Origin of the sequence: Mesorhizobium sp. M0140 (assembly GCF_040322475.1) — a bacterium.
Lineage (GTDB): Bacteria > Pseudomonadota > Alphaproteobacteria > Rhizobiales > Rhizobiaceae > Mesorhizobium.
Genome location: NZ_JAMYTM010000005.1, coordinates 210,267 through 229,918 on the forward strand (window position 1 = coordinate 210,267; position 19,652 = coordinate 229,918).

Sequence of the window (19,652 nt, forward strand, 5' to 3'; positions counted from 1 at the left end):
CTACCTCCCCCCTTATGGAGAGGTCGCGGCGCAGCCCCGGGTGGGGGTGCCTCGAAAAACGCCGAGCCGACCCCACCCCGACGCTATGCGTCGACCCTCCCCACGAGAGGGAGGGTAAGAAAAATCACCGCCCGCCGATGACGCCGATATAGTCCGACACCCAGCGGTAGTAGGGCACGCACTGGTCGTTCTGGGTGGTGCATTTCGACACCGGCGTCTTCCAGAACTTGATCTTGTCGAAATTCTCGTAGCCGTTGGTCTTGCAGCCTTCGTCGGTCAAAAGCTCGTTGCCCTTGCAGGCGGCGGGCACGACGGGCAGCGAACCGAACCAGGCCGAGACATCGCCCTGCACCTTGGGCGACAGCGAATGTTCCATCCACATATAGGCGCAGTTTGGGTTGGCCGAATCGGCTTCCATCATCGTGGTGTCGGCCCAACCGGTGGCGCCCTCCTCCGGGATGGTGGACGCGACCGGCTTCTTGGCGGCGACCAGCGTGTTGACCTGATACGGCCACGAGCCGGAAGCGACGACGCCTTCGTTCTGGAAATCGTCGACCTGAATGGCGGCGTCGTGCCAATAGCGGCCGACCAGCGTGCGCTGGACGCGCAGCAATTCCAGCGCAGCCTTGTACTGATCCTCGTTCAGTTCGTAGGGGTCCTTGATGCCGAGTTCCGGCTTGTGGAACATCAGATAGTTGGCGGCATCCGCGACGTGGATCGGCCCGTCATAGGCTTGGACGCGGCCCTTGTTGGACTTGCCGTCAGGCAGCTTCATTTCCTCGAAGACGATGTTCCAGCTCTTGGGAGCCTCCTTGAACACGTCGGTGTTGTACATGAGGACGTTCGGACCCCACTGGTAGGGAACGCCGTAATGGGCGCCGCCAACGGTGAACCACGGCGCGTCCTTGAGGCGCTCGTCGACGGTCTTCCAGCTCGGGATGAGATCGGTGTTGATCGGCTGCACGCGCTTGCCGGCAACGAGGCGCAGCGAGGCATCGCCCGAAGCCGTGACGAGGTCGAAGCCGCCCTCATTCATCAGCGAGACCATTTCATCGGAGGTGTTGGCGGTCTTGACGTTGACCTTGCAGCCGGTCTCCTTCTCGAAGGAGGTCACCCAGTCATAACCCTTGTCGGTTTCGCCGCGCTCGATATAGCCCGGCCAGGCAACGATGTTGACCTGACCTTCGCCCTTGCCAAGTTCCTTGACCTGGGCGACGGCCTGACCGGAAAAGGTCAGCGCAACCGTCAGAGCAGTGCATGACTTCAGGAATGAATTCATTGTCGATCTCCCATTTAGGCGCCTGACCCTGAAAGCCGGTTTCGGTCTTCGCTAGGGGTCACGCGCGGACTGAAAACTGTCAGTTCGTCCGTTGGGCTTGATGCCGCTCTGATGGCGGCTTTGGTCCCTAACCGAAAGTGCTTCGAAAATTCCGGTTTCGCAAATTCATTTATCAGAAGGGCGATATCGGTTTTTCCGATAGGTGGGCAGCCGATCTCTCAGGGACGCTGGCGGACCGTCCGTTGCGACTGGGCAAGGCCGATGAAATCGCGCGCCGCCTGCGGCAGACCGGAGCCGCGCCGCCAGACCATGCCGACCTGGACCACCGGCAAGGAGCCGGAAATATCGCGCGATTCGATGCGGTCGCCTTCCAGCGACCAGGGCCGGTAGACGAGGTCGGGCAGCAGCGCCACACCGGCGCCGGTGGCGACCAGACTGCGCACGGCCTCCACGGAACGGGTGCGGAAGGCGACATGCGGCTTGGCGCCGATCGCCGTCAGCAGCTTGCCGGTATTCTCCTCGATCTCGTCGACGGTCAGCATGATCAGCGTTTCGGAGGCAATGTCGCCAATGCCGATGATGTCGGCGCCGACGAGCGGATGACCGAGCGGCAGCCACAGCCGATAGGCCGAGACTTCGAGGATTTCCGACTGCAACGCGGTGCGGTCGCGCAAATTGGAGGTGACCATGACGGCAATGTCGAGCTTGCCGCCGATCAGGAGGTGTTCGAGATAATCGCCATTGTCCTCGATGGCAGAGACCTCGACGCCGGGATAGGCGCGGCGGTAGCGGGCGAGCAGATCCGACAGCACATAGCCGGCGACCAGTGAGGTGACGCCGAGCTGCAGCCGGCCGGCCGCCACCGTCTGCTCGCCCGAGAAAGAGCGGCGCGCGTCGGAAACGTCCGCGAGAATCTTCGTCGCGTGGCGCAGGAACTGGTGGCCCTTGTGGGTGATGTTGAGGCCACGCGGATGGCGTTCGAACAGTTCGACGCCGAGATCGCTTTCGAGCTCCTTGATCGCTTCGGTGACCGACGATTGCGAGATTGACAGGTTCTGCGCGGCGCCCGAGACCGTGCCTTGCTCGGCGACTGCGATGAAGAACTGCAACTGGCGGATGGTGAAAGCCATGGCCGGACTAAACACGGCGGACGCGATGCTGGGAAGTGGCAACCGGCGAACACTTGACGCCTTCGCCTATCGTAACTAACTAAGTTACATGAAGCGCAACAGCCGACTGTCCTCGACCTTGCACATTCTCGTCCACATGGCCGAGAAGCCCGAACAGGCGCTGACCTCCGAGCAGCTTGCCACCTTCATCCACACCAATCCGGTCGTGGTCCGCCGCACCATCGCAGGCTTGCGCGATGCCGGCATCGTCACCTCGTCACGCGGGCACGGTGGCGGCTGGCTGCTCGGACGGGCGCCCGAGAAAATCTCCCTGGCCGAGATCAGCGCAGCGCTTGGCGAGACGCTGCTGCCGTTCAGCACCGAGCCGGAAAGCCCCGGCTGCCTCGTCGAGCAGGCGGTGATCGCCGTGCTCGACGATTTTCGCATCGCCGCCGAAAAGCTGCTGGCGGAGAAACTGAGCCGCATCACGCTGGCCGACCTGACCGCCGATTTCCGCCGCCGTTTTGACCTCATTGGAGTCTCCAGCCATGCAGTATGATCTTGCCGTCGTCGGCGGCAGCTTTGCCGGCCTGTCCGCCGCCATCCAGGTGGCGCGCGCAGGACGCAAGGTGCTGGTGATCGACGCCGGCCAGCCGCGCAACCGCTTTGCCGAGCATTCGCACGGCTTCCTCGGACATGACGGGCGCGCGCCCGGCGCAATCCTGGATGACGCAAGGCGGCAGCTGCTGGCCTATCCGACAGCCAGGGTTGTCGACAGGCGTGCGGACAAGGCCGTTGCTGCTGACAGCAGCGATTTCGAAATCGCCACCGACGGCGGCGAGACATTCGGCGCCACACGGCTGGTGCTGGCCACCGGGGTGCGCGATATCCTGCCGGAGGTTGCCGGTCTTGCCGAGCTCTGGGGCAGAAAAGTGCTGCACTGCCCCTATTGCCACGGCTACGAGGTTTCCGGCGGGCCGCTCGGCGTGCTCGCAACCGGCCCGATGTCCCTGCATCAGGCGCAATTGATCGCCGATTGGGGCGATGTCACGCTGTTCGGCAACGGCCTGTTCGAGCCTGACACAGAGCAGATGCGCGCGCTGGAGAGCCGAAAGGTGCGGTTTGAGCCCACCAGCGTTGCCGAGCTGCGGGAAGACGGCTCCGGCGGGTTGATCGTCCACCTCGACGATAGCCGAAAGGCCGGCGTCAGGGCGATGTTCACCGCGCCGCGCAACACCATGGCCAGCCCGCTGGCCGAACAGCTCGGCTGCGGCTTCACCCAAGGCCTTCTCGGTCCGGTAATCACCGTCGATGACAGGCAGCAGACGACCGTGCCCGGCGTCTACGCCGCCGGCGACGCGGCACGCTCGATGCACAACATCGCCTTTGCGGTATCGGCTGGCACCTTTGCGGGCGTCTGCGCCCACCAGTCGCTGGTGTTTGGCTAAAACCCGGCTTCCTCGTCGGCGATGCTAAGCCGCGCGCCGGCCTGCGCAAGGGCGGCGGCCAGGTCGTGCGGCGGCGAGCGGTCGGTGGCGAGTTCGGAAAAGCTGTCGAAGCCGCAGACCTGGACCAGACCAAGACGGCCGAATTTCGAGTGATCGGTGATGACCAGGGACCGCTGGCCGCGCGACAGCACCATGCGGGCGAACTCGGCCTCATCCAGATCAAAATCCATGACGCCCATCACCGCGTCGACGCCGCCGGTGGAAATGATGGCGTGGCTGACCGAAAAACGACTGACAAAATCGATTGCCGAGGCGCCGAAAGCAGCGCCGGAATCGCTGCGCAGCTCGCCGCCCGCCATATAGACCTTGTTGCCGTTGATGGTGGCCAAGGTGCGGGCAATATCCGAGGAATTGGTGACGACCGTCAGGCGCCGGTGGCCAAGCAGTTCACGCGCAAGGAATGAGGTCGTCGTGCCGGTGTCGAGCATGATCGATTCGCCGTCGCGTATGGTGGCGGCGACCATGCGGGCAATGACGCGCTTGGCGTCGGCGTTCTCACGCATACGCCGCTCGAACGGCGCTTCGCCGATCATCGACGGCAGGCCGATGGCGCCATGCATCTTGAGGACAGAGCCATCACCAGTCAGTGGCTTGACGTCGCGGCGCACCGTCTCCAGCGACACGCCCAGCCGGTCGGCCAGACTGGCGATGGTGACGGTGCCCTCTTCCTGCACGAGACGCAGGATCTCGCCGTGTCGTTTGGACTGGGCCATCTGGTTTCCCGAACTGATGCTCTTGACCGATTTTAAGGTAATTCACATGCTTTTAAAGGAACTACCTTATGCTTTCGGGCAAAATACCCAAAAAAGGTCACACCTTTTTATTGACAAGCGGGCAGCCCTGGCGTGAAATCAAAGACATTAACGGGCTTCAGATCTGCGACTGGGGCAGAGCCGCAACTCAGTGATCAGGCTGTTTGGAGTGCCTGTTCAAGGAATTTTCAGATCCGCGGGGGCGGATGCCGGGCTCAAAAACCTGGCCAAGGGGCTCGTCGGTGCGGTGCGGGATACCGATCCTGGCGTCCCGCACCGACGAGATTATTTACGTTTCTCCCGCCATCGTTGCGCTGTTCACGGCGCCTTGTCGAAGCCCAGCAAACCAGGGATGTTCCGTGACCGCCGAAGATCGCATCCGCGCCCTGCCCTGCTGGACCGGTGGCATCGAGATCGCACCGCTGCCCGGCGGCCTGAGCAACGCGAATTATGTGGTCACGGACGCGGCCGGACGACATGTCGTGCGCTTCGGCAAGGACTATCCGTTCCACCATGTCTTTCGCGAGCGCGAGGTTATGACCGCGCGGGCGGCGCATGCCGCCGGTTTCGCGCCAGCCGTCCGCCATGCCGAACCGGGCATACTGGTAACGGAATTTCTCGGTGCGAAAACCTATCTGGCGGAAGACGTGCGCGCCAATCTCGGCCGCGTCGCGGCTCTGATGCGCGCCTTCCACCGGGAAATGCCCAATCACGTCTCCGGCGCCGGCTTCATGTTTTGGGTGTTCCATGTCATTCGCGACTATGCGCGCACGCTTGAAGAAGGCGGCAGCCGCAAGCGCAGCGACTTGCCGCATCTGCTGACGCTGGCCGACGAACTGGAGCGCGCGCAGAAGCTGCTGCCGATCGTTTTTGGCCACAATGATCTGCTGCCGGCCAACATTCTCGATGACGGCAACAGGCTGTGGCTGATCGACTTCGAATATGCCGGTTTCAACACGGCGATGTTCGACCTCGCAGGCGCCGCCTCCAACGCCGGCATGAGCGACGAGGAATCCTTCGCCTTCCTGACAGCCTACTTCATGAAGGAGCCGGACGATGCGATCCGCCGTTCGCACGCGGCCATGCAATGCGCCTCGCTGCTGCGCGAGGCGATGTGGAGCATGGTCTCCGAGCTCTATCTCGACGCGCCAGGCATCGACTACGTCGCCTACACCGAGGAAAACCTCGTCCGGCTCGACGCGGCACTGGAAAACTACCGGACAAAATACGGGATACAGAAATCATGACATTGCCGAGCCAGGCCGCCATCGTCGTCATCGGCGGCGGCATCATCGGCTGTTCGACGGCCTATCATCTGGCGCGCGACCATAAGGCTGACGTGGTGCTGCTGGAGCAGGGCAAGCTGACCTCGGGTTCGACCTGGCATGCCGCCGGCCTTGTCGGGCAATTGCGCTCGTCGGCGTCTATCACCCGCGTGCTGAAATACTCCGTCGACCTCTACAAGGGACTGGAGGCCGAGACCGGTCTCGCCACCGGCTGGAAGATGACCGGCTGCCTCAGGCTCGCCACCAATGCCGACCGCTGGACGGAGTACAAAAGGCTGGCGACAACAGCAAAAAGCTTCGGCATGGACATGCAATTGCTGTCGCCGGACGAGGTGAAAAGAATGTGGCCGCTGCTGGAGACCGGCGATCTCGTCGGCGCCTCCTGGCTGCCGACCGATGGCCAGGCGAGCCCCTCCGACATCACGCAGTCGCTGGCCAAGGGCGCGCGCATGCATGGCGCCAAACTGTTCGAGGATGTCCGTGTCACCGGCTTCGAAATGAAGGACGGCCGCATCACGGCGGTGAAGACCAGCAAGGGCGACATCGCCTGCGACAAGGTGGTCAACTGTGCGGGCCAATGGGCGCGGCAAGTGGGGGCCATGGCCGGCATCAACGTGCCGCTTCAGCCGGTGAAGCACCAGTACATCATCACCGAGAAGATCGACGGTCTGGCGACCGACGCGCCGACCATCCGCGACCCTGACCGACGCACCTATTTCAAGGAGGAAGTCGGCGGGCTGGTGATGGGCGGCTATGAGCCGAACCCGCAGGCCTGGGCGACTGGTCTCCCCGGCGGCGACGTACCCAATGATTGGGAGTTCAGGCTGTTCGACGACGACTACGACCATTTCGAGCAGCACATGAGCCAAGCGATCGCGCGCGTGCCGGCGCTGGAAACCGTCGGCGTCAAGCAGATGATCAACGGGCCGGAGAGTTTTACGCCGGACGGCAATTTCATTCTCGGCACAGCGCCCGAATGTGCCAACATGTTCGTCGGCGCCGGCTTCAACGCCTTCGGCATCGCCTCGGGCGGCGGCGCCGGCTGGGTGCTGGCGCAGTGGGTGGTCGACGGCGAAGCGCCGCTCGACCTTTGGGTGGTCGACATCAGGCGCTTTTCCAACCTGCACCGCGACCGTCAGTGGGTCCGCGACCGCACGCTGGAGGCCTATGGCAAGCACTATACGATCGGCTTCCCGCATGAGGAGTATGCCAGCGGGAGGCCCCGTATCCTCTCGCCGCTCTACGACAGGCTGAAACAGCATAATGCTGTGTTCGGCTCGAAGCTCGGCTGGGAGCGGCCGAACTGGTTCGCGCCCGAAGGCGTCGAGCCGCAGGACATCTATTCGATGGGCCAGCAGAACTGGTTCGCGGCGGTCGGCGACGAACACCGTCATGTGCGCGAAAAGGTTGGCATATTCGATCAATCCTCCTTCGCCAAATACGAGTTGAGCGGGCCCGATGCGCTGAAGGCGCTGGACTGGATCTGCGCCAACGACGTCAGCAAACCGGTCGGCCGGCTGACCTACACGCAGCTTCTCAACACGCGCGGCGGTATCGAGGCTGATCTCACTGTGGCGAGGCTGGCCGAGGAGAAATTCTACATCGTCACCGGCACAGGTTTCCGCACGCATGATTTCTCATGGATCAGCGATCATATCGGCGAAGGGCTCGACGCCAGGCTTGTCGACGTCACCGAGGATTTCGGCACGCTGTCGCTGATGGGTCCTCGGGCGCGCGACGTGCTCTCGGCGGCGACCGGAACCGACGTGTCGAATGCCGGCTTCCCGTTCGGCCATGTGCATGAGATTGCCATCGCCGGCCACACGGTTCGGGCGCTGCGCGTCACCTATGTCGGCGAACTCGGCTGGGAACTGCATGTGCCGATCGCGGCCACCGGCGAAGTCTTCGACGCGCTGCTGGCGGCAGGCGAGAAGCATGACATCCGCCCGGTCGGCTATCGGGCGCTGGAATCGCTAAGGCTGGAAAAAGGCTATCGCGCCTGGGGCTCCGACATCACCCCCAACGACACGCCGCAGGAAGCCGGGCTCGGTTGGGCGGTCAAGCTGCGCAAGAACACCGATTTCGTTGGACGGCGCGCGCTGGAGAAGACCAGCGGCGCGGCACTGAAGAAACGCTTTGCCGGCTTCACGGTCGACGACCCCGAGATCGTGCTGCTCGGTCGCGAAACCATACTGCGCAATGGCGATCCGGTCGGTTATCTCAGCAGCGGTGGTTATGGCTACACGCTGGGCAAGACCATCGGCTACGGCTATGTGCGCAACGCCGACGGGGTGAGCGACGATTTTCTGGTCTCGGGCGACTATGAACTGGTGGTTGCGATGGAGAGGACACCGGCCAAGATCCATCTCGAGCCGATGTACGACCCGGCAGGCGCCAGGGTCAAAGCGTAGGTCAGGTCACGCGCAGTGCGAGACCGCGGCTGGGCACGGTGTCGGCTTCGCCCGGCATGGAGACGTAAGGGCGCGTTTCCTCGACGCGGGTGACGAGGCCTTGCGCCTCGATCTCGCCGACACGCGTGGCAAAGCCGGCATCCCACAGCGTGTTCTTGACCGTCAGCACGATCACGCCGCCCGGGCGGCAGATGCGGATTAGCTCGTCCAGCCCCTCGACGCCGACATGGCCCGAGGTGAAGACGCCGGCCGAGATGATCCCGGCATAGGCATCATCGGCAAAGGGCAGATGACCGCCGAGCGCCAGGCAATGGAGCGCGGAATAGACGCCCTTGCGGGCCGCCTGATCCAGCATGCCTTGTGAAATATCGAGTGCCTCGACTTGCGGGTAACCAGCAATATCAAGCCATTCGCCGATGAGCCCGGTGCCGGCCCCGGCATCGAGCAGCGGTGCTGAACCGCGCGGCAGATGGCGGGCCAGCAAGGCAAGGCAGATCGTCGGATGGCGATAGCCGGCGGCCGACATGTCGGCGTCATAGGTTTCCGACCAGCGATCATAGAGTGCGGCCACCTCTTCGGGCCGCTTTGCCGCGTAGGCCGCGCCGAGCGCGCCATGATGTTTGCTGTCCGCCACTTTTATCCAGTCCGCCAATTTTTGATCTCGCAGTGATGATAGCCAAAGCGCGAAAATTGTGGAACCGTCGCTGCGACAAATAACGGCGTGGGGGCGCAGGCATGGTGACTGACGAGGCGCGTGCGGCACTGGACGCCATTCCCATGCTGGCCGGCTACAGCGGGCCGCTGGAACGGCTGGGCGGCCTCACCAACCTCGTCTTCAAGGCCGGCGACTTCTGCCTGCGCATTCCCGGCAAGGGCACCGAGGAATACATCAACCGGGCCAACGAAGCAGTGGCTGCACGCGAAGCGGCAAAGGCAGGGGTCAGTCCCGAGGTGCTGCATGTCGACCCCGGCACCGGGGTGATGGTGACACGCTACATCGCCGGCGCCGAAACGATGTCGCCGGAGAAATTCCGGACACGTCCGGGCAGTCCGGCCCGCGCCGGCGAGGCCTTTCGCAAGCTGCACGATTCAGGCGCGGTGTTTCCCTTCCGCTTCGAATTGTTCGCGATGATCGACGATTACCTCAAGGTGCTGTCCACCAAGGAGGTCGCCCTGCCCGCCGGTTATCATGACGTGGTGCGCGACGCCGAGAGCGTGCGCTCGGCGCTGGCCGCCTATCCGCTGCCGCTCGTTGCCTGCCACTGCGATCCGCTGTGCGAGAACTTTCTCGATACCGGCGAGCGGATGTGGATCGTCGACTGGGAGTATTCGGGCATGAATGACCCACTCTGGGACCTTGGCGACCTCAGCGTGGAAGGCAAATTCGACACGGGGCAGGATGAGGAGATGATGCGCGCCTATTTCGGCGGCGAGGCCAAGCCGGCGGAGCGCGGCCGCATCGTCATCTACAAGGCGATGTGCGACCTGTTGTGGACGCTGTGGGGGCTGATCCAGCTCGCCAACAACAATCCGGTCGATGATTTTCGCGCCTATGCCGACGGTCGGTTCGCGCGCTGCAAGGCGCTGATGGAGACGACGGAGTTTTCACGGCACCTGGCGGCGATACGTCAGGGCTGAGCCTACTAATTCACGCCCTTCGGCACGTTTTCGGGCGGCACCGCAGTCTCGACCACTTTCTGGCGGTGGAAGATGAACAGGCCGGCCAGAACGACGATGCCCGAGCCGATCAGTATGCGCGGGCCTGGCACGTCGCCGAAGAATGCCAGTCCGAACACCACCGCCCACAGCAGCAGCGTGTAGTGCAGCGGCGCCAATGTCGAAGCCGGCGCCAGCTTGAGCGCCCTGGTGATCATCAGATGCGCGCCGCAGGAGACGATGCCGAGCAGCAGCATGGCGCCGAGATCGAGCGCCGACGGCGTCTGCCAGGCGCCGATGGTCAGCACACCCCCGACCAGCAGCGTGCCGATAGTCTGCCATGTCACCAGATTGGTGTCGCTGGTGCCGCGCAGCCGGCGGTTGAGGATGATGGCGAAGGCGAAGGAGATGCTGCCCACCAGCGCAAAGCCCGACGACAGCGAGAACGCCGCCGAGGACGGTTTCAGCATGATCAAAACGCCGCAGAAGCCGAGCAGGATCGCCATCCAGCGGCGCCAACCGACCTTTTCGCCAAGCAAGAGGTGCGAGAGCGCCGCAACGTAGATCGGCCCGGCCATGTAGAAACTCATGACATCGGCAAGCGGCAGATAGACCACGGCGGCATAAAAGAGCGCGGTGTCGAGCGTGGTCATGACAACGCGCAGCAGCTGCAGCTCCAAGCGCTCCATGCGAAACAGCTTGGCCGTGCCTTGATGGGCAATCATCGGGCCAAGCACGAAAAAGGCGCCGATGGAGCGGATCAGCACCACCTGACCGACGGAGAAGCTGGCGACCAGCCACTTGCCCATGGCGTCGTTCAGCGCAAACAGGAAGTCGCCGGCCAGCATCAGCAGAATGCCGGCCAGAAGCACATTCCTGATCGTCGAATTCTGCGCCACGGGCTGCGTCATGCCGATCCCGATTCCTCCCTGGTAAGCCGCGTCGTAGACGGAAGCGGCGGCTTTGACGAGGAGAATTCGGGCAATGGGTAAGACCAGCGCCAGGAATCGGCTGTATCTAGCTGGATATGTGCCGCCGGTTCACCATTCCCGGCCTTCCGTCGATGGACAGCCTGGTTTCCTGCTTCGTCCGCTCCGCCACCACCTTGCCCCTGGCGATGACGCACAGGCGCTCGGCGCGCAAGCGCAGGGCTTCGACCGGATTGCCGGCATCGAGGACGACAAGGCTGGCGCGCTTGCCGACCGCCAGGCCGAGATGATCGAGGCCCATGATCGCGGCATTGACGTTGGTGACCATGTCGAAGCAGCGCGCCATCTCGGCCGGGCTCGACATCTGAGCAACGTGCAGACCCATGAAGGCGACATCGAGCATGTCGGCGGTGCCAAGCGAATACCAGGGATCGAGCACGCAATCCTGGCCCCAGCCGACGCGAATGCCGAGCGCCAGCATCTCCTTGACCCGAGTCAGGCCGCGGCGCTTCGGGAAGGTGTCGTGGCGGCCCTGCAGCATGATGTTGATCAGCGGATTGGGAATGACCGAGACGCCGGCCTCGGCGATCAGCGGCAGCAGCTTCGAGACGTAGTAATTGTCCATCGAATGCATCGATGTGAGATGCGAGCCGGCCACCCTGTTTTGCAGACCAAGGCGCTGCGTCTCATAGGCAAGCTGTTCGATGTGACGCGACAGCGGGTCGTCGGTCTCGTCGCAATGCAGGTCGACCATCAGGCCGCGCCTGGCCGCGATCTCGCACAGCTCCGTTACCGAGCGCGTGCCGTCGGCCATGGTGCGCTCGAAATGCGGGATGCCGCCGACAATGTCGACGCCCATGTCGAGCGCGCGAATGGTGTTTTCACGCGCAGATGGAGCGCGATAAAACCCGTCCTGCGGGAAAGCGACCAGTTGCAGGTCGATATAGGGAGCGACCGTCTTCTTGACCTCGAGCAGCGCCTCGACCGCCAGCAGCCTGTCATCGCAGACATCGACATGGGTGCGGATGGCGAGCAGGCCCATCGACACCGCCCAGTCGCAATAGGCCAATGCGCGATCACGCACCGCCTCATGCGTCAAAAGCGGCTTCAACTCGCCCCATAGCGAAATGCCTTCGAGCAGCGTACCCGACGCGTTGATGCGTGGAATGCCGTATGAGAGCGTCGCGTCCATGTGGAAATGCGGATCGACGAAGGGCGGCGAGACCAGATTGCCGCGGGCGTCGACCTCGGTTCGCGCGGAACCCTGCATAATGGGCTCGATCGCCGCGATCGTCTCGCCGCTGATGCCTATGTCGGCAACCCTGCCATCAGGCAGCGTGCCGCCGCGAACGATAAGGTCGAAATCCATCTGTCGTCATCCCGTCAAAAGAATCATCTGATATAGCCGAGGCTGAAAATCGCATCCCGTCGATGCCGCTTGCAACAGCGGTTTGTCCGCGGCGGCCGCGGATGGTTCCATCCGGCCGCAACTCCCTCTATAAGCCGCCTTCGTTGTCCCGGTTTCAAGGATCCGCCGTTTGTTTCGTTTCTTCCGCTCGACGGAAAACCAGCGCCTCGTTGCGAGGTTGATCCGGGAATCCTTTTATCAGCACAGGTTTGGCTACGGCGCCGCGATCTTGTCGATGCTTGTGGTGGCCGCCACGACCGGCGCCAGCGCCTGGATTCTCAAAGAGATCACCGACGAATTCGTGGTCTTCAAGCGGATTGACCGCGTCAACCTGATTGCGGCGGGGGTCGCCACGATCTTCATTCTCAAGGGTCTCGCCAACTTCATCCAGGCTTATTTCATGAGCCGGGTCGGCAACGCCATCATCGCCGATCGCCAGCGCAAGATCTACGATCGAATCCTGGCGCAAGGCATCGAATTCTACCATTCGACCTCCTCGTCCGACCTGATCACACGCATGACCAACAATGCGCAGGCGGCGCGCAACGTGCTCGACCTCGTTGTCACGTCCTATGTGCGCGACCTGTTGTCGCTGGTTGTGCTGGTAGGAGTCATGGTCTGGCAGCAGCCAGCCTTGTCTATAATCTGCTTCGTCGTCGGCCCCTTGGCTATCTACGGGGTCAACCGCATCCTCAAACGTGTTCGCAAGTTCGCCGCGATGGAGTTTCGCTCGGTCGGCCAGATCGTGCAGGTGATGCAGGAAACGGCAATCGGCGTCCGCGTCGTCAAATCATTCAACCTCGAAGGCGCAATGCGCAACCGCATGTACAAGGCTGTGTCGGACGTCGAGAACCGGGCCAACAACATCGCGACGCTGGAAGCTGCGACAAGCCCGGTGATGGAGACGCTGGCCGGGCTGGCAATTGCCGGGGCCATCTTCGTCAGCGGCTTCCTGGTCTTGCAGGGCGGCCAGATGCCGGGAAACATCATGGCCTTCATCGGGGCGCTGCTGTTTGCCTATGAGCCGGCAAAGCGCCTTGCGCGCGTGCGCATATCGCTGGAAAGCGGTATTGTCGGCGTGCGCATGATGTTCGAGCTCGCCGACCAGCCGCTGACTCTGGTGGAGAAGCCCGACGCGAAGCCGCTTCTGGCCGGACCGGGCGAGATCCGGTTCGACGCCGTCGACTTCGCTTATCAGAACGGGCCGCCGGTGCTGGACAGATTCGATCTGACGCTTGCGCCCGGCAAGATGACGGCGCTGGTCGGGCCTTCCGGCGGCGGCAAGTCGACGATTCTAAACCTGATCATGCGCATGTACGACCCGAAGAGCGGCAAGGTGCTGTTCGATGGTCAGGATATTTCCCATGCAACGCTCGCATCGCTGCGGGAAAAGATCGCCTATGTCAGCCAGGACACGTTCCTGTTTGCCGGCACCATCATGCACAACATCCGGCTTGGGCGCGAGGGTGCGACCGACGAAGAGGTGATCGCCGCCGCCAAGGCGGCCAACGCCCATGACTTCATCAGCGCGCAGGCGAAAGGCTACGAGACGGATGTCGGCGAGAATGGCGGCCTGCTGTCGGGCGGCCAACGCCAACGGATCTCGATCGCACGCGCCATGCTGCGCAATGCCGAGATCCTGCTTCTGGACGAAGCGACCAGCGCGCTCGATGCCGAATCGGAAGCACTGTTCCGCGACGCGCTGCAGCAATTGACGGAAGGCCGCACGACGATCGTTATCGCGCACCGTCTGTCGACCGTGCACCAGGCTGACACGATCGTGGTGCTCGAAGCCGGCAAGGTGGTGGAAAGCGGCCCGCACAAGACCTTGCTCAAGCAGGGCGGGCTCTACCAGAAGCTTTATGAGTATCAGTTGATGCCCTGATGGTGTTCCGGATGTTGGAGCCAGGCGCCCTCATCCGGCCCTTCGGGCCACCTTCTCCCCGAGGGGAGAAGAGATCGTCAGCGCCGGCGCCAGCCTCTTCTCCCTAGCGGGGAGAAGAGGCCGCGTAGCGGCCGGATGAGGGGGCCTGGGCGCGAACCTTATTCCGGCACGAACCTGACAGCCCCCTTGGCCGCGCTGGTCGCCATCGCGGCATAGGCGCGCAAGGCGGTCGTCACCTTGCGCTTGCGCTTTTCCTCTGGCTTCCAGGCCAGGGCGCCCCTGGCCTCCATCGCCGCCCGGCGCGCAGCGAGCTCCGCGTCATCGACAGCAAGGCGGATGCTGCGGTTCGGGATGTCGATCTCGATCGTATCGCCCTCCTGCACCAGCCCGATCAGCCCGCCTTCGGCGGCTTCCGGCGACGCATGGCCGATCGACAGGCCCGAGGTGCCGCCGGAGAAGCGGCCGTCGGTGACCAGAGCGCAGGCCTTGCCGAGCCCTTTCGACTTCAGATAGCTGGTTGGATAAAGCATTTCCTGCATGCCTGGGCCGCCGCGCGGCCCTTCATAGCGGATGACGACCACATCGCCGGCCTTGATCTCGTTGGACAGGATCGCCTTGACGCTGGAATCCTGGCTTTCGAAGACGCGGGCCGGGCCGGTGAACTTCAGGATCGATTCATCGACGCCGGCCGTCTTCACGATGCAGCCGTCGAGAGCCAGATTGCCTTTCAGCACGGCGAGGCCGCCGTCCTTGGAAAAGGGATGTTCGGTCGAGCGGATGACGCCTTTCTCGCGGTCGAGATCGAGCTCGTCCCAGCGGCGATCCTGGCTGAAAGCGACCTGTGTCGGCACGCCACCAGGGGCGGCGAGGAAGAAATCGCGCACACTCTGGCTGGTCGTGCGGGAAATATCCCAATGGTCGAGCGCTTCGCCCAGCGTTCGCGTATGGACCGTCGGCAGGTCGCGGTTGAGCAGGCCGGCATTGTCGAGCTGGCCGAGGATGGCCATGATGCCGCCGGCGCGGTGGACGTCTTCCATGTGGACGTCGGACTTGGCCGGAGCAACCTTGCACAGCACCGGCACCTTGCGCGACAGCGCGTCGATGTCGTCCTGATCGAAATCAATCTCGCCCTCATGCGCGGCAGCCAGGATGTGCAGCACGGTGTTGGTCGAGCCGCCCATGGCGATGTCGAGCGTCATGGCGTTCTCGAAGGCGCCCTTCGAGGCGATGTTGCGCGGCAGCGCGGTTTCGTCGTCCTGCTCGTAATAGCGCTGAGCGAGATCGACGATCAAGTGGCCGGCCTCGACGAACAACCGCTTGCGGTCGGCGTGGGTAGCCAGCGTCGAGCCATTGCCCGGCAACGAAAGGCCCAGCGCCTCGGTCAGGCAATTCATCGAATTGGCGGTGAACATGCCCGAGCAGGAGCCGCAGGTCGGGCAGGCCGAGCGCTCGATGACCTTGACGTCCTCGTCGGAAATTCGGTCGTCGGCGGCCGCGACCATGGCATCGACCAGGTCGAGCGCCTGCGTCTTGCCGGCCAGAACCACCTTGCCGGCTTCCATCGGACCGCCGGAAACGAAGACGGTCGGGATGTTGAGGCGCAACGAGGCCATCAGCATGCCGGGCGTGATCTTGTCGCAATTGGAGATGCAGACCATGGCGTCGGCACAGTGAGCGTTGACCATGTACTCGACCGAGTCGGCGATCAGCTCGCGCGACGGTAGCGAATAGAGCATGCCGTCATGGCCCATGGCGATGCCGTCGTCGACGGCGATGGTGTTGAATTCCTTGGCGACGCCGCCGGCCTTCTCGATCTCGCGCGCGACCAACTGGCCGAGATCCTTGAGATGGACATGGCCCGGCACGAACTGGGTGAAGGAGTTGACCACCGCGATGATCGGCTTGCCAAAATCGCTGTCCTTCATGCCGGTGGCGCGCCAGAGGCCGCGAGCGCCGGCCATGTTGCGGCCATGGGTGGTGGTGCGGGAGCGATAGGCAGGCATGTTTTTTCCTTGGTGGCTGGCCACAGCCAGGCATGGCGCGGCGGAGCTGAATTCGGACCGCAGGCGTTATAGACGCGCAAGCCCGGTCTGGCCACAATTTTGCAATGCGCCAGAACGCAAGGCGCAACTTGGTTGACGAGGGTCATTCACCTGTATATAGCCAAATGGGTATATACCTTATTGGCTATGGATGACAGATGAACCAGCTGGACGCTACCTTTGCCGCGCTCGCCGATCCAACACGGCGCGCCATCCTTGCGCGGCTCATCCAGGGCGAAGCTTCGGTCATGGAGCTCGCCGAACCCTTCGCGATGAGCCAACCGTCGATTTCCAAGCATCTCAAGGTGCTGGAAAACGCTGGGCTGATCTCTCGTGGCCGCGACGCGCAGCGCCGGCCATGCCGGCTGGAAGTCGAGCCGCTGGCCGAGGCCAATGACTGGCTGGAGCGTTATCGCAAAATCTGGGAAGGCAATTTCCAGCGCCTCGACGCCCTGTTGGGCGCCATGCAAGCCGAAAAAGCTCCCGGCGAGGCAGACCAATAGCCGGAAAAAATCGGGACCTGTGTCGGATCGCCGGCCGGCCGGCCGTCCTTGGACAACATAAGGAGGATCATCGTGAGCACCACAATTCTTCCCGGCTCAACCGTCGCCACCTTGACAGTGACCACGCCCAGCGACCGTGAGATCCAGATCACCCGCCTCTTCGCGGCGCCACGGCCGATGGTCTTCGACTGCTGGACGGTGCCGGAGCTGCTGAAGGGCTGGCTGCACGGCCCGGACGGCTGGCGTCTGACGGTCTGCGAGATCGACCTCAGAGTCGGCGGCGCGACGCGTTATGTCTGGCAGCACCGCGACGGTCGCAGTATGGGTATGAGCGGCGCCTATCGCGAAATCGTACGGCCGAGCCGGATCGTCGCAACCGAACTGTTCGACGAGGACTGGACCGGTGGCGAAACGATCGGAACGGTGACCTTTACCGATCAGACCGGCAAAACCCTTTTAACGCAGACGGTGCTCTACGCTTCGCAAACAGCCCGTGACGGCGCTCTCGGCACCGGCATGACCAGCGGCATGGCCAACAGCTACGCCCAGCTCGACGCCTATCTTTTTTCACTCCAGGACGCCGCCAAGGGCGCCGCCTGACCCTTCCCTAAAGAAATGCCAAGGAGACAGACAATGCAAAAGATCACCACCTTCCTGTGGTTCGACGGCCAGGCCGAAGAGGCCATGAACCACTACGTATCGATCTTCAAGAATTCCAAGGTGTTGAGCGTCACGCGCTGGCCACAGGGCCACGCCCAGGAAGGCAAGGTGTTGGTGGCCTCATTCGAACTCGACGGCGTGCAGTTCCAGGCGCTCAATGGCGGCCCCCAATACAAATTCACAGAGGCCATGTCGCTGTCGATCGACTGCAAGACGCAGGCTGAAGTCGACCACTTCTGGAGCAAACTCACCGAAGGCGGTGGCGAACCCGGCCGTTGCAGCTGGCTGAAGGACAGATTCGGCGTTTCCTGGCAGGTCGTGCCGGAGCAATTGCCCAGGCTGCTCGGGGATGCGGACCGGGCGAAGGCCGGCCGGGTGATGTCGGCGATGATGCAGATGGGCAAGATCGACATCGCCAAGATCGAAGAAGCGGCCAAAGGCTGAGCGAAACCTTCAACGCCGGCGCCGCCCTCATCCGCCCTTCGGGCATCTTCTCCCCGTAAACGGGGAGAAGGAAAAAGGGCGACTTACGCCGCTCTGTCGCGGACCTGATAGTCCTTGATCGTGGCAAATCTGATCGCCTTCCAGCGTTCCGCTTCGTAGTTCAGCGAGAAAGCGTGCTGGGCGAGGAACACTGGATCATTGTCGAGGTCGCGGGCGATGTCGCCGCGATGCGCCTCGATGAAGCGAAGCGTCTCGGCTTTGTCGTCGGCCGATATCCAGCGGCAGACCGAAAACCGCGACATCTCGAATTCGACCGGCAGCGTGTATTCGAAGTTCAGCCGCTCCTTCAACACGTCGAGCTGCAGGGCGCCGACGACGCCGACGATGGCAGGCGAGCCGTCCTCCGGCGAAAACAGCTGCACGACGCCCTCTTCGGCCATCTGGTGCAGCGCTTCCTTGAGTTTTTTCGCTTTCATCGCGTCGCCGAGGCGAACGCGGCGCAGGATTTCCGGTGCGAAATTCGGCACGCCGCGGAACAGGATTTCCTCGCCCTCGGTCAGCGTATCCCCAATACGCAGCGTGCCGTGGTTGGGAATGCCGACGACATCGCCGGCGAACGCCTCGTCGGCGGTGACGCGGGTGCGGGCAAAGAAGAATTGCGGCGCCGACAGCGACATAGGCTTTCCCGTACGCACCAGCTTGGCCTTCATGCCGCGCTCGAGCTTGCCCGAACAGACGCGGACGAAGGCAATGCGGTCGCGGTGGTTGGGATCCATGTTGGCCTGGATCTTGAAGACGAAGGACGTCATCTTCTCCTCGGTTGCCTCGACCTTGCGGGTGTCGGCCTCCTGCGCGCGCGGCGGCGGTCCAAAAGCGCCAAGCGCCTCGATCAGGTCGCGCACGCCATAATTGCGCAGCGCCGAGCCGAAATAGACCGGCGTCAGATGGCCCTCTCGGAAGGCTTCTATATCAAGGGGTCTGCACGCTTCCCGCGCGAGCTCCAGTTCCTCGATGAAGGCTTCGCGTTCGTTTTCTGGCAAAAGGCCAGCAACGCGGTTGGAATCGGGACCATTAACCGGCGTGCGTTCTTTCTCCGCGTCGCCCCTGCGCACGGCATTCAGCGCCAGATGATAGGTGCCGGCAAAATTCTTGCCGCGGCCGATCGGCCAGGTGACGGGGGCAGTATCCAGCGCCAGCTTCTGCTCGATCTCGTCCAAAATCTCGAACGGATCGCGGCTTTCGCGGTCCATCTTGTTGATGAAGGTGATGATCGGAATGTCGCGCAGCCGGCAGACTTCGAACAGCTTCAGTGTGCGCGGCTCGATGCCCTTGGCGGCATCGATGACCATGACCGCCGAGTCGACCGCCGACAGCGTGCGGTAGGTGTCGTCGGCGAAATCCTCGTGGCCGGGCGTGTCGAGCAGGTTGAAGACATTGTCTTCATACTCGAAGGTCATCACCGAGGTGACGACCGAGATGCCGCGCTCACGCTCGATCTTCATCCAGTCGGAGCGGGTCTGGATCTTGTCCTTCTTGGCTTTGACCTCGCCGGCAAGCTGGATAGCGCCGCCGAACAGCAGCAGCTTTTCGGTGAGCGTCGTCTTGCCGGCGTCCGGGTGCGCGATGATCGCGAAGGTGCGGCGGCGCGCCACTTCTTCTTCTATTGCTTCGGGCATTCTCTGGGATTTCCGTGTGACAGGCCGGGCTTCTAGCAGCGCAGTGCCGGCCTGTCGACCGGTCCGGCGGCTCGGAAGCTGCTGATCGCCGCCTCACCGTCAGA

17 protein-coding genes are annotated in these 19,652 nt (G+C 63.1%); 9 read left to right on the top strand and 8 right to left on the bottom strand.

The genetic code is table 11. The annotated features are described in order from the left end of the window. Positions 1–124: 124 nt before the first annotated feature. Together NKJ37_RS07775 and NKJ37_RS07780 are read right to left on the bottom strand one after the other, a co-directional pair. On the bottom strand, positions 125–1,279 hold the full coding sequence (locus NKJ37_RS07775) for an ABC transporter substrate-binding protein (protein WP_352773509.1): 1,155 nt from the start codon (positions 1,277–1,279) through the stop codon (positions 125–127). Between the two features lie 218 nt (positions 1,280–1,497). Further along, positions 1,498–2,409: a LysR family transcriptional regulator gene (locus tag NKJ37_RS07780; RefSeq protein WP_023811673.1), complete on the bottom strand. Its 912-nt coding sequence runs from the start codon at positions 2,407–2,409 to the stop codon at positions 1,498–1,500. 88 nt (positions 2,410–2,497) lie between these two features. Here NKJ37_RS07780 and NKJ37_RS07785 point away from each other — a divergent pair, with 88 nt between their 5' ends. Then, entirely contained in the window at positions 2,498–2,947 is a 450-nt protein-coding gene (locus NKJ37_RS07785; protein ID WP_128304833.1) for an RrF2 family transcriptional regulator, read from the top strand. After that, positions 2,937–3,836: an NAD(P)/FAD-dependent oxidoreductase gene (locus NKJ37_RS07790; protein WP_352773512.1), complete on the top strand. Its 900-nt coding sequence runs from the start codon at positions 2,937–2,939 to the stop codon at positions 3,834–3,836. The genes NKJ37_RS07785 and NKJ37_RS07790 overlap by 11 nt, the downstream gene beginning before the upstream one ends. Here NKJ37_RS07790 and NKJ37_RS07795 read toward each other — a convergent pair. Further along, positions 3,833–4,609, bottom strand: a complete 777-nt coding sequence (locus NKJ37_RS07795; RefSeq protein WP_023811670.1) for a DeoR/GlpR family DNA-binding transcription regulator — start codon at positions 4,607–4,609, stop codon at positions 3,833–3,835. The genes NKJ37_RS07790 and NKJ37_RS07795 overlap by 4 nt on opposite strands. Positions 4,610–5,007: 398 nt before the next feature. On the opposite strand from NKJ37_RS07795, the gene NKJ37_RS07800 reads away from it, so the two are divergent. Next, on the top strand, positions 5,008–5,895 hold the full coding sequence (locus NKJ37_RS07800) for a phosphotransferase family protein (RefSeq protein ID WP_023811669.1): 888 nt from the start codon (positions 5,008–5,010) through the stop codon (positions 5,893–5,895). After that, the gene (locus NKJ37_RS07805; RefSeq protein WP_128304830.1) at positions 5,892–8,345 is read left to right on the top strand and encodes a GcvT family protein; all 2,454 of its coding nucleotides are present in this window, start codon (positions 5,892–5,894) and stop codon (positions 8,343–8,345) included. The genes NKJ37_RS07800 and NKJ37_RS07805 overlap by 4 nt, the downstream gene beginning before the upstream one ends. A gap of 1 nt (position 8,346) precedes the next feature. On the opposite strand, the gene NKJ37_RS07810 is transcribed toward NKJ37_RS07805, so the two are convergent. After that, positions 8,347–8,979, bottom strand: coding sequence for a class I SAM-dependent DNA methyltransferase (locus NKJ37_RS07810; RefSeq protein ID WP_164893001.1), 633 nt, complete (start codon positions 8,977–8,979; stop codon positions 8,347–8,349). A 101-nt stretch (positions 8,980–9,080) separates the two neighbouring features. Here NKJ37_RS07810 and NKJ37_RS07815 point away from each other — a divergent pair, with 101 nt between their 5' ends. Further along, complete coding sequence (locus NKJ37_RS07815) at positions 9,081–9,983, top strand: phosphotransferase family protein (protein WP_023811666.1); 903 nt, start codon at positions 9,081–9,083, stop codon at positions 9,981–9,983. Between the two features lie 5 nt (positions 9,984–9,988). Here NKJ37_RS07815 and NKJ37_RS07820 read toward each other — a convergent pair whose 3' ends face one another. Then, entirely contained in the window at positions 9,989–10,912 is a 924-nt protein-coding gene (locus NKJ37_RS07820) for a DMT family transporter (protein ID WP_023811665.1), read from the bottom strand. Positions 10,913–11,018: 106 nt separating this feature from the next. Further along, on the bottom strand, positions 11,019–12,299 hold the full coding sequence (locus NKJ37_RS07825) for an amidohydrolase family protein (protein ID WP_023811664.1): 1,281 nt from the start codon (positions 12,297–12,299) through the stop codon (positions 11,019–11,021). 169 nt (positions 12,300–12,468) lie between these two features. Here NKJ37_RS07825 and NKJ37_RS07830 point away from each other — a divergent pair, with 169 nt between their 5' ends. Further along, on the top strand, positions 12,469–14,223 hold the full coding sequence (locus tag NKJ37_RS07830) for an ABC transporter ATP-binding protein (RefSeq protein WP_128363991.1): 1,755 nt from the start codon (positions 12,469–12,471) through the stop codon (positions 14,221–14,223). Between the two features lie 158 nt (positions 14,224–14,381). Here NKJ37_RS07830 and ilvD read toward each other — a convergent pair whose 3' ends face one another. Beyond that, entirely contained in the window at positions 14,382–16,226 is a 1,845-nt protein-coding gene (gene ilvD / locus NKJ37_RS07835) for a dihydroxy-acid dehydratase (RefSeq protein WP_023811662.1), read from the bottom strand. A gap of 197 nt (positions 16,227–16,423) precedes the next feature. On the opposite strand from ilvD, the gene NKJ37_RS07840 reads away from it, so the two are divergent. From NKJ37_RS07840 to NKJ37_RS07850, 3 genes are all read left to right on the top strand, one after another. Then, positions 16,424–16,768, top strand: a complete 345-nt coding sequence (locus NKJ37_RS07840) for an ArsR/SmtB family transcription factor (RefSeq protein ID WP_352673456.1) — start codon at positions 16,424–16,426, stop codon at positions 16,766–16,768. A gap of 72 nt (positions 16,769–16,840) precedes the next feature. Continuing rightward, positions 16,841–17,368: an SRPBCC family protein gene (locus NKJ37_RS07845; RefSeq protein WP_245273228.1), complete on the top strand. Its 528-nt coding sequence runs from the start codon at positions 16,841–16,843 to the stop codon at positions 17,366–17,368. Positions 17,369–17,401: 33 nt separating this feature from the next. Beyond that, positions 17,402–17,872 (top strand): VOC family protein, encoded by a 471-nt coding sequence (locus NKJ37_RS07850; RefSeq protein WP_136619954.1) that lies wholly within the window; start codon positions 17,402–17,404, stop codon positions 17,870–17,872. 83 nt (positions 17,873–17,955) lie between these two features. On the opposite strand, the gene NKJ37_RS07855 is transcribed toward NKJ37_RS07850, so the two are convergent. Continuing rightward, complete coding sequence (locus NKJ37_RS07855) at positions 17,956–19,548, bottom strand: peptide chain release factor 3 (protein ID WP_352439722.1); 1,593 nt, start codon at positions 19,546–19,548, stop codon at positions 17,956–17,958. Positions 19,549–19,652 lie beyond the last annotated feature (104 nt).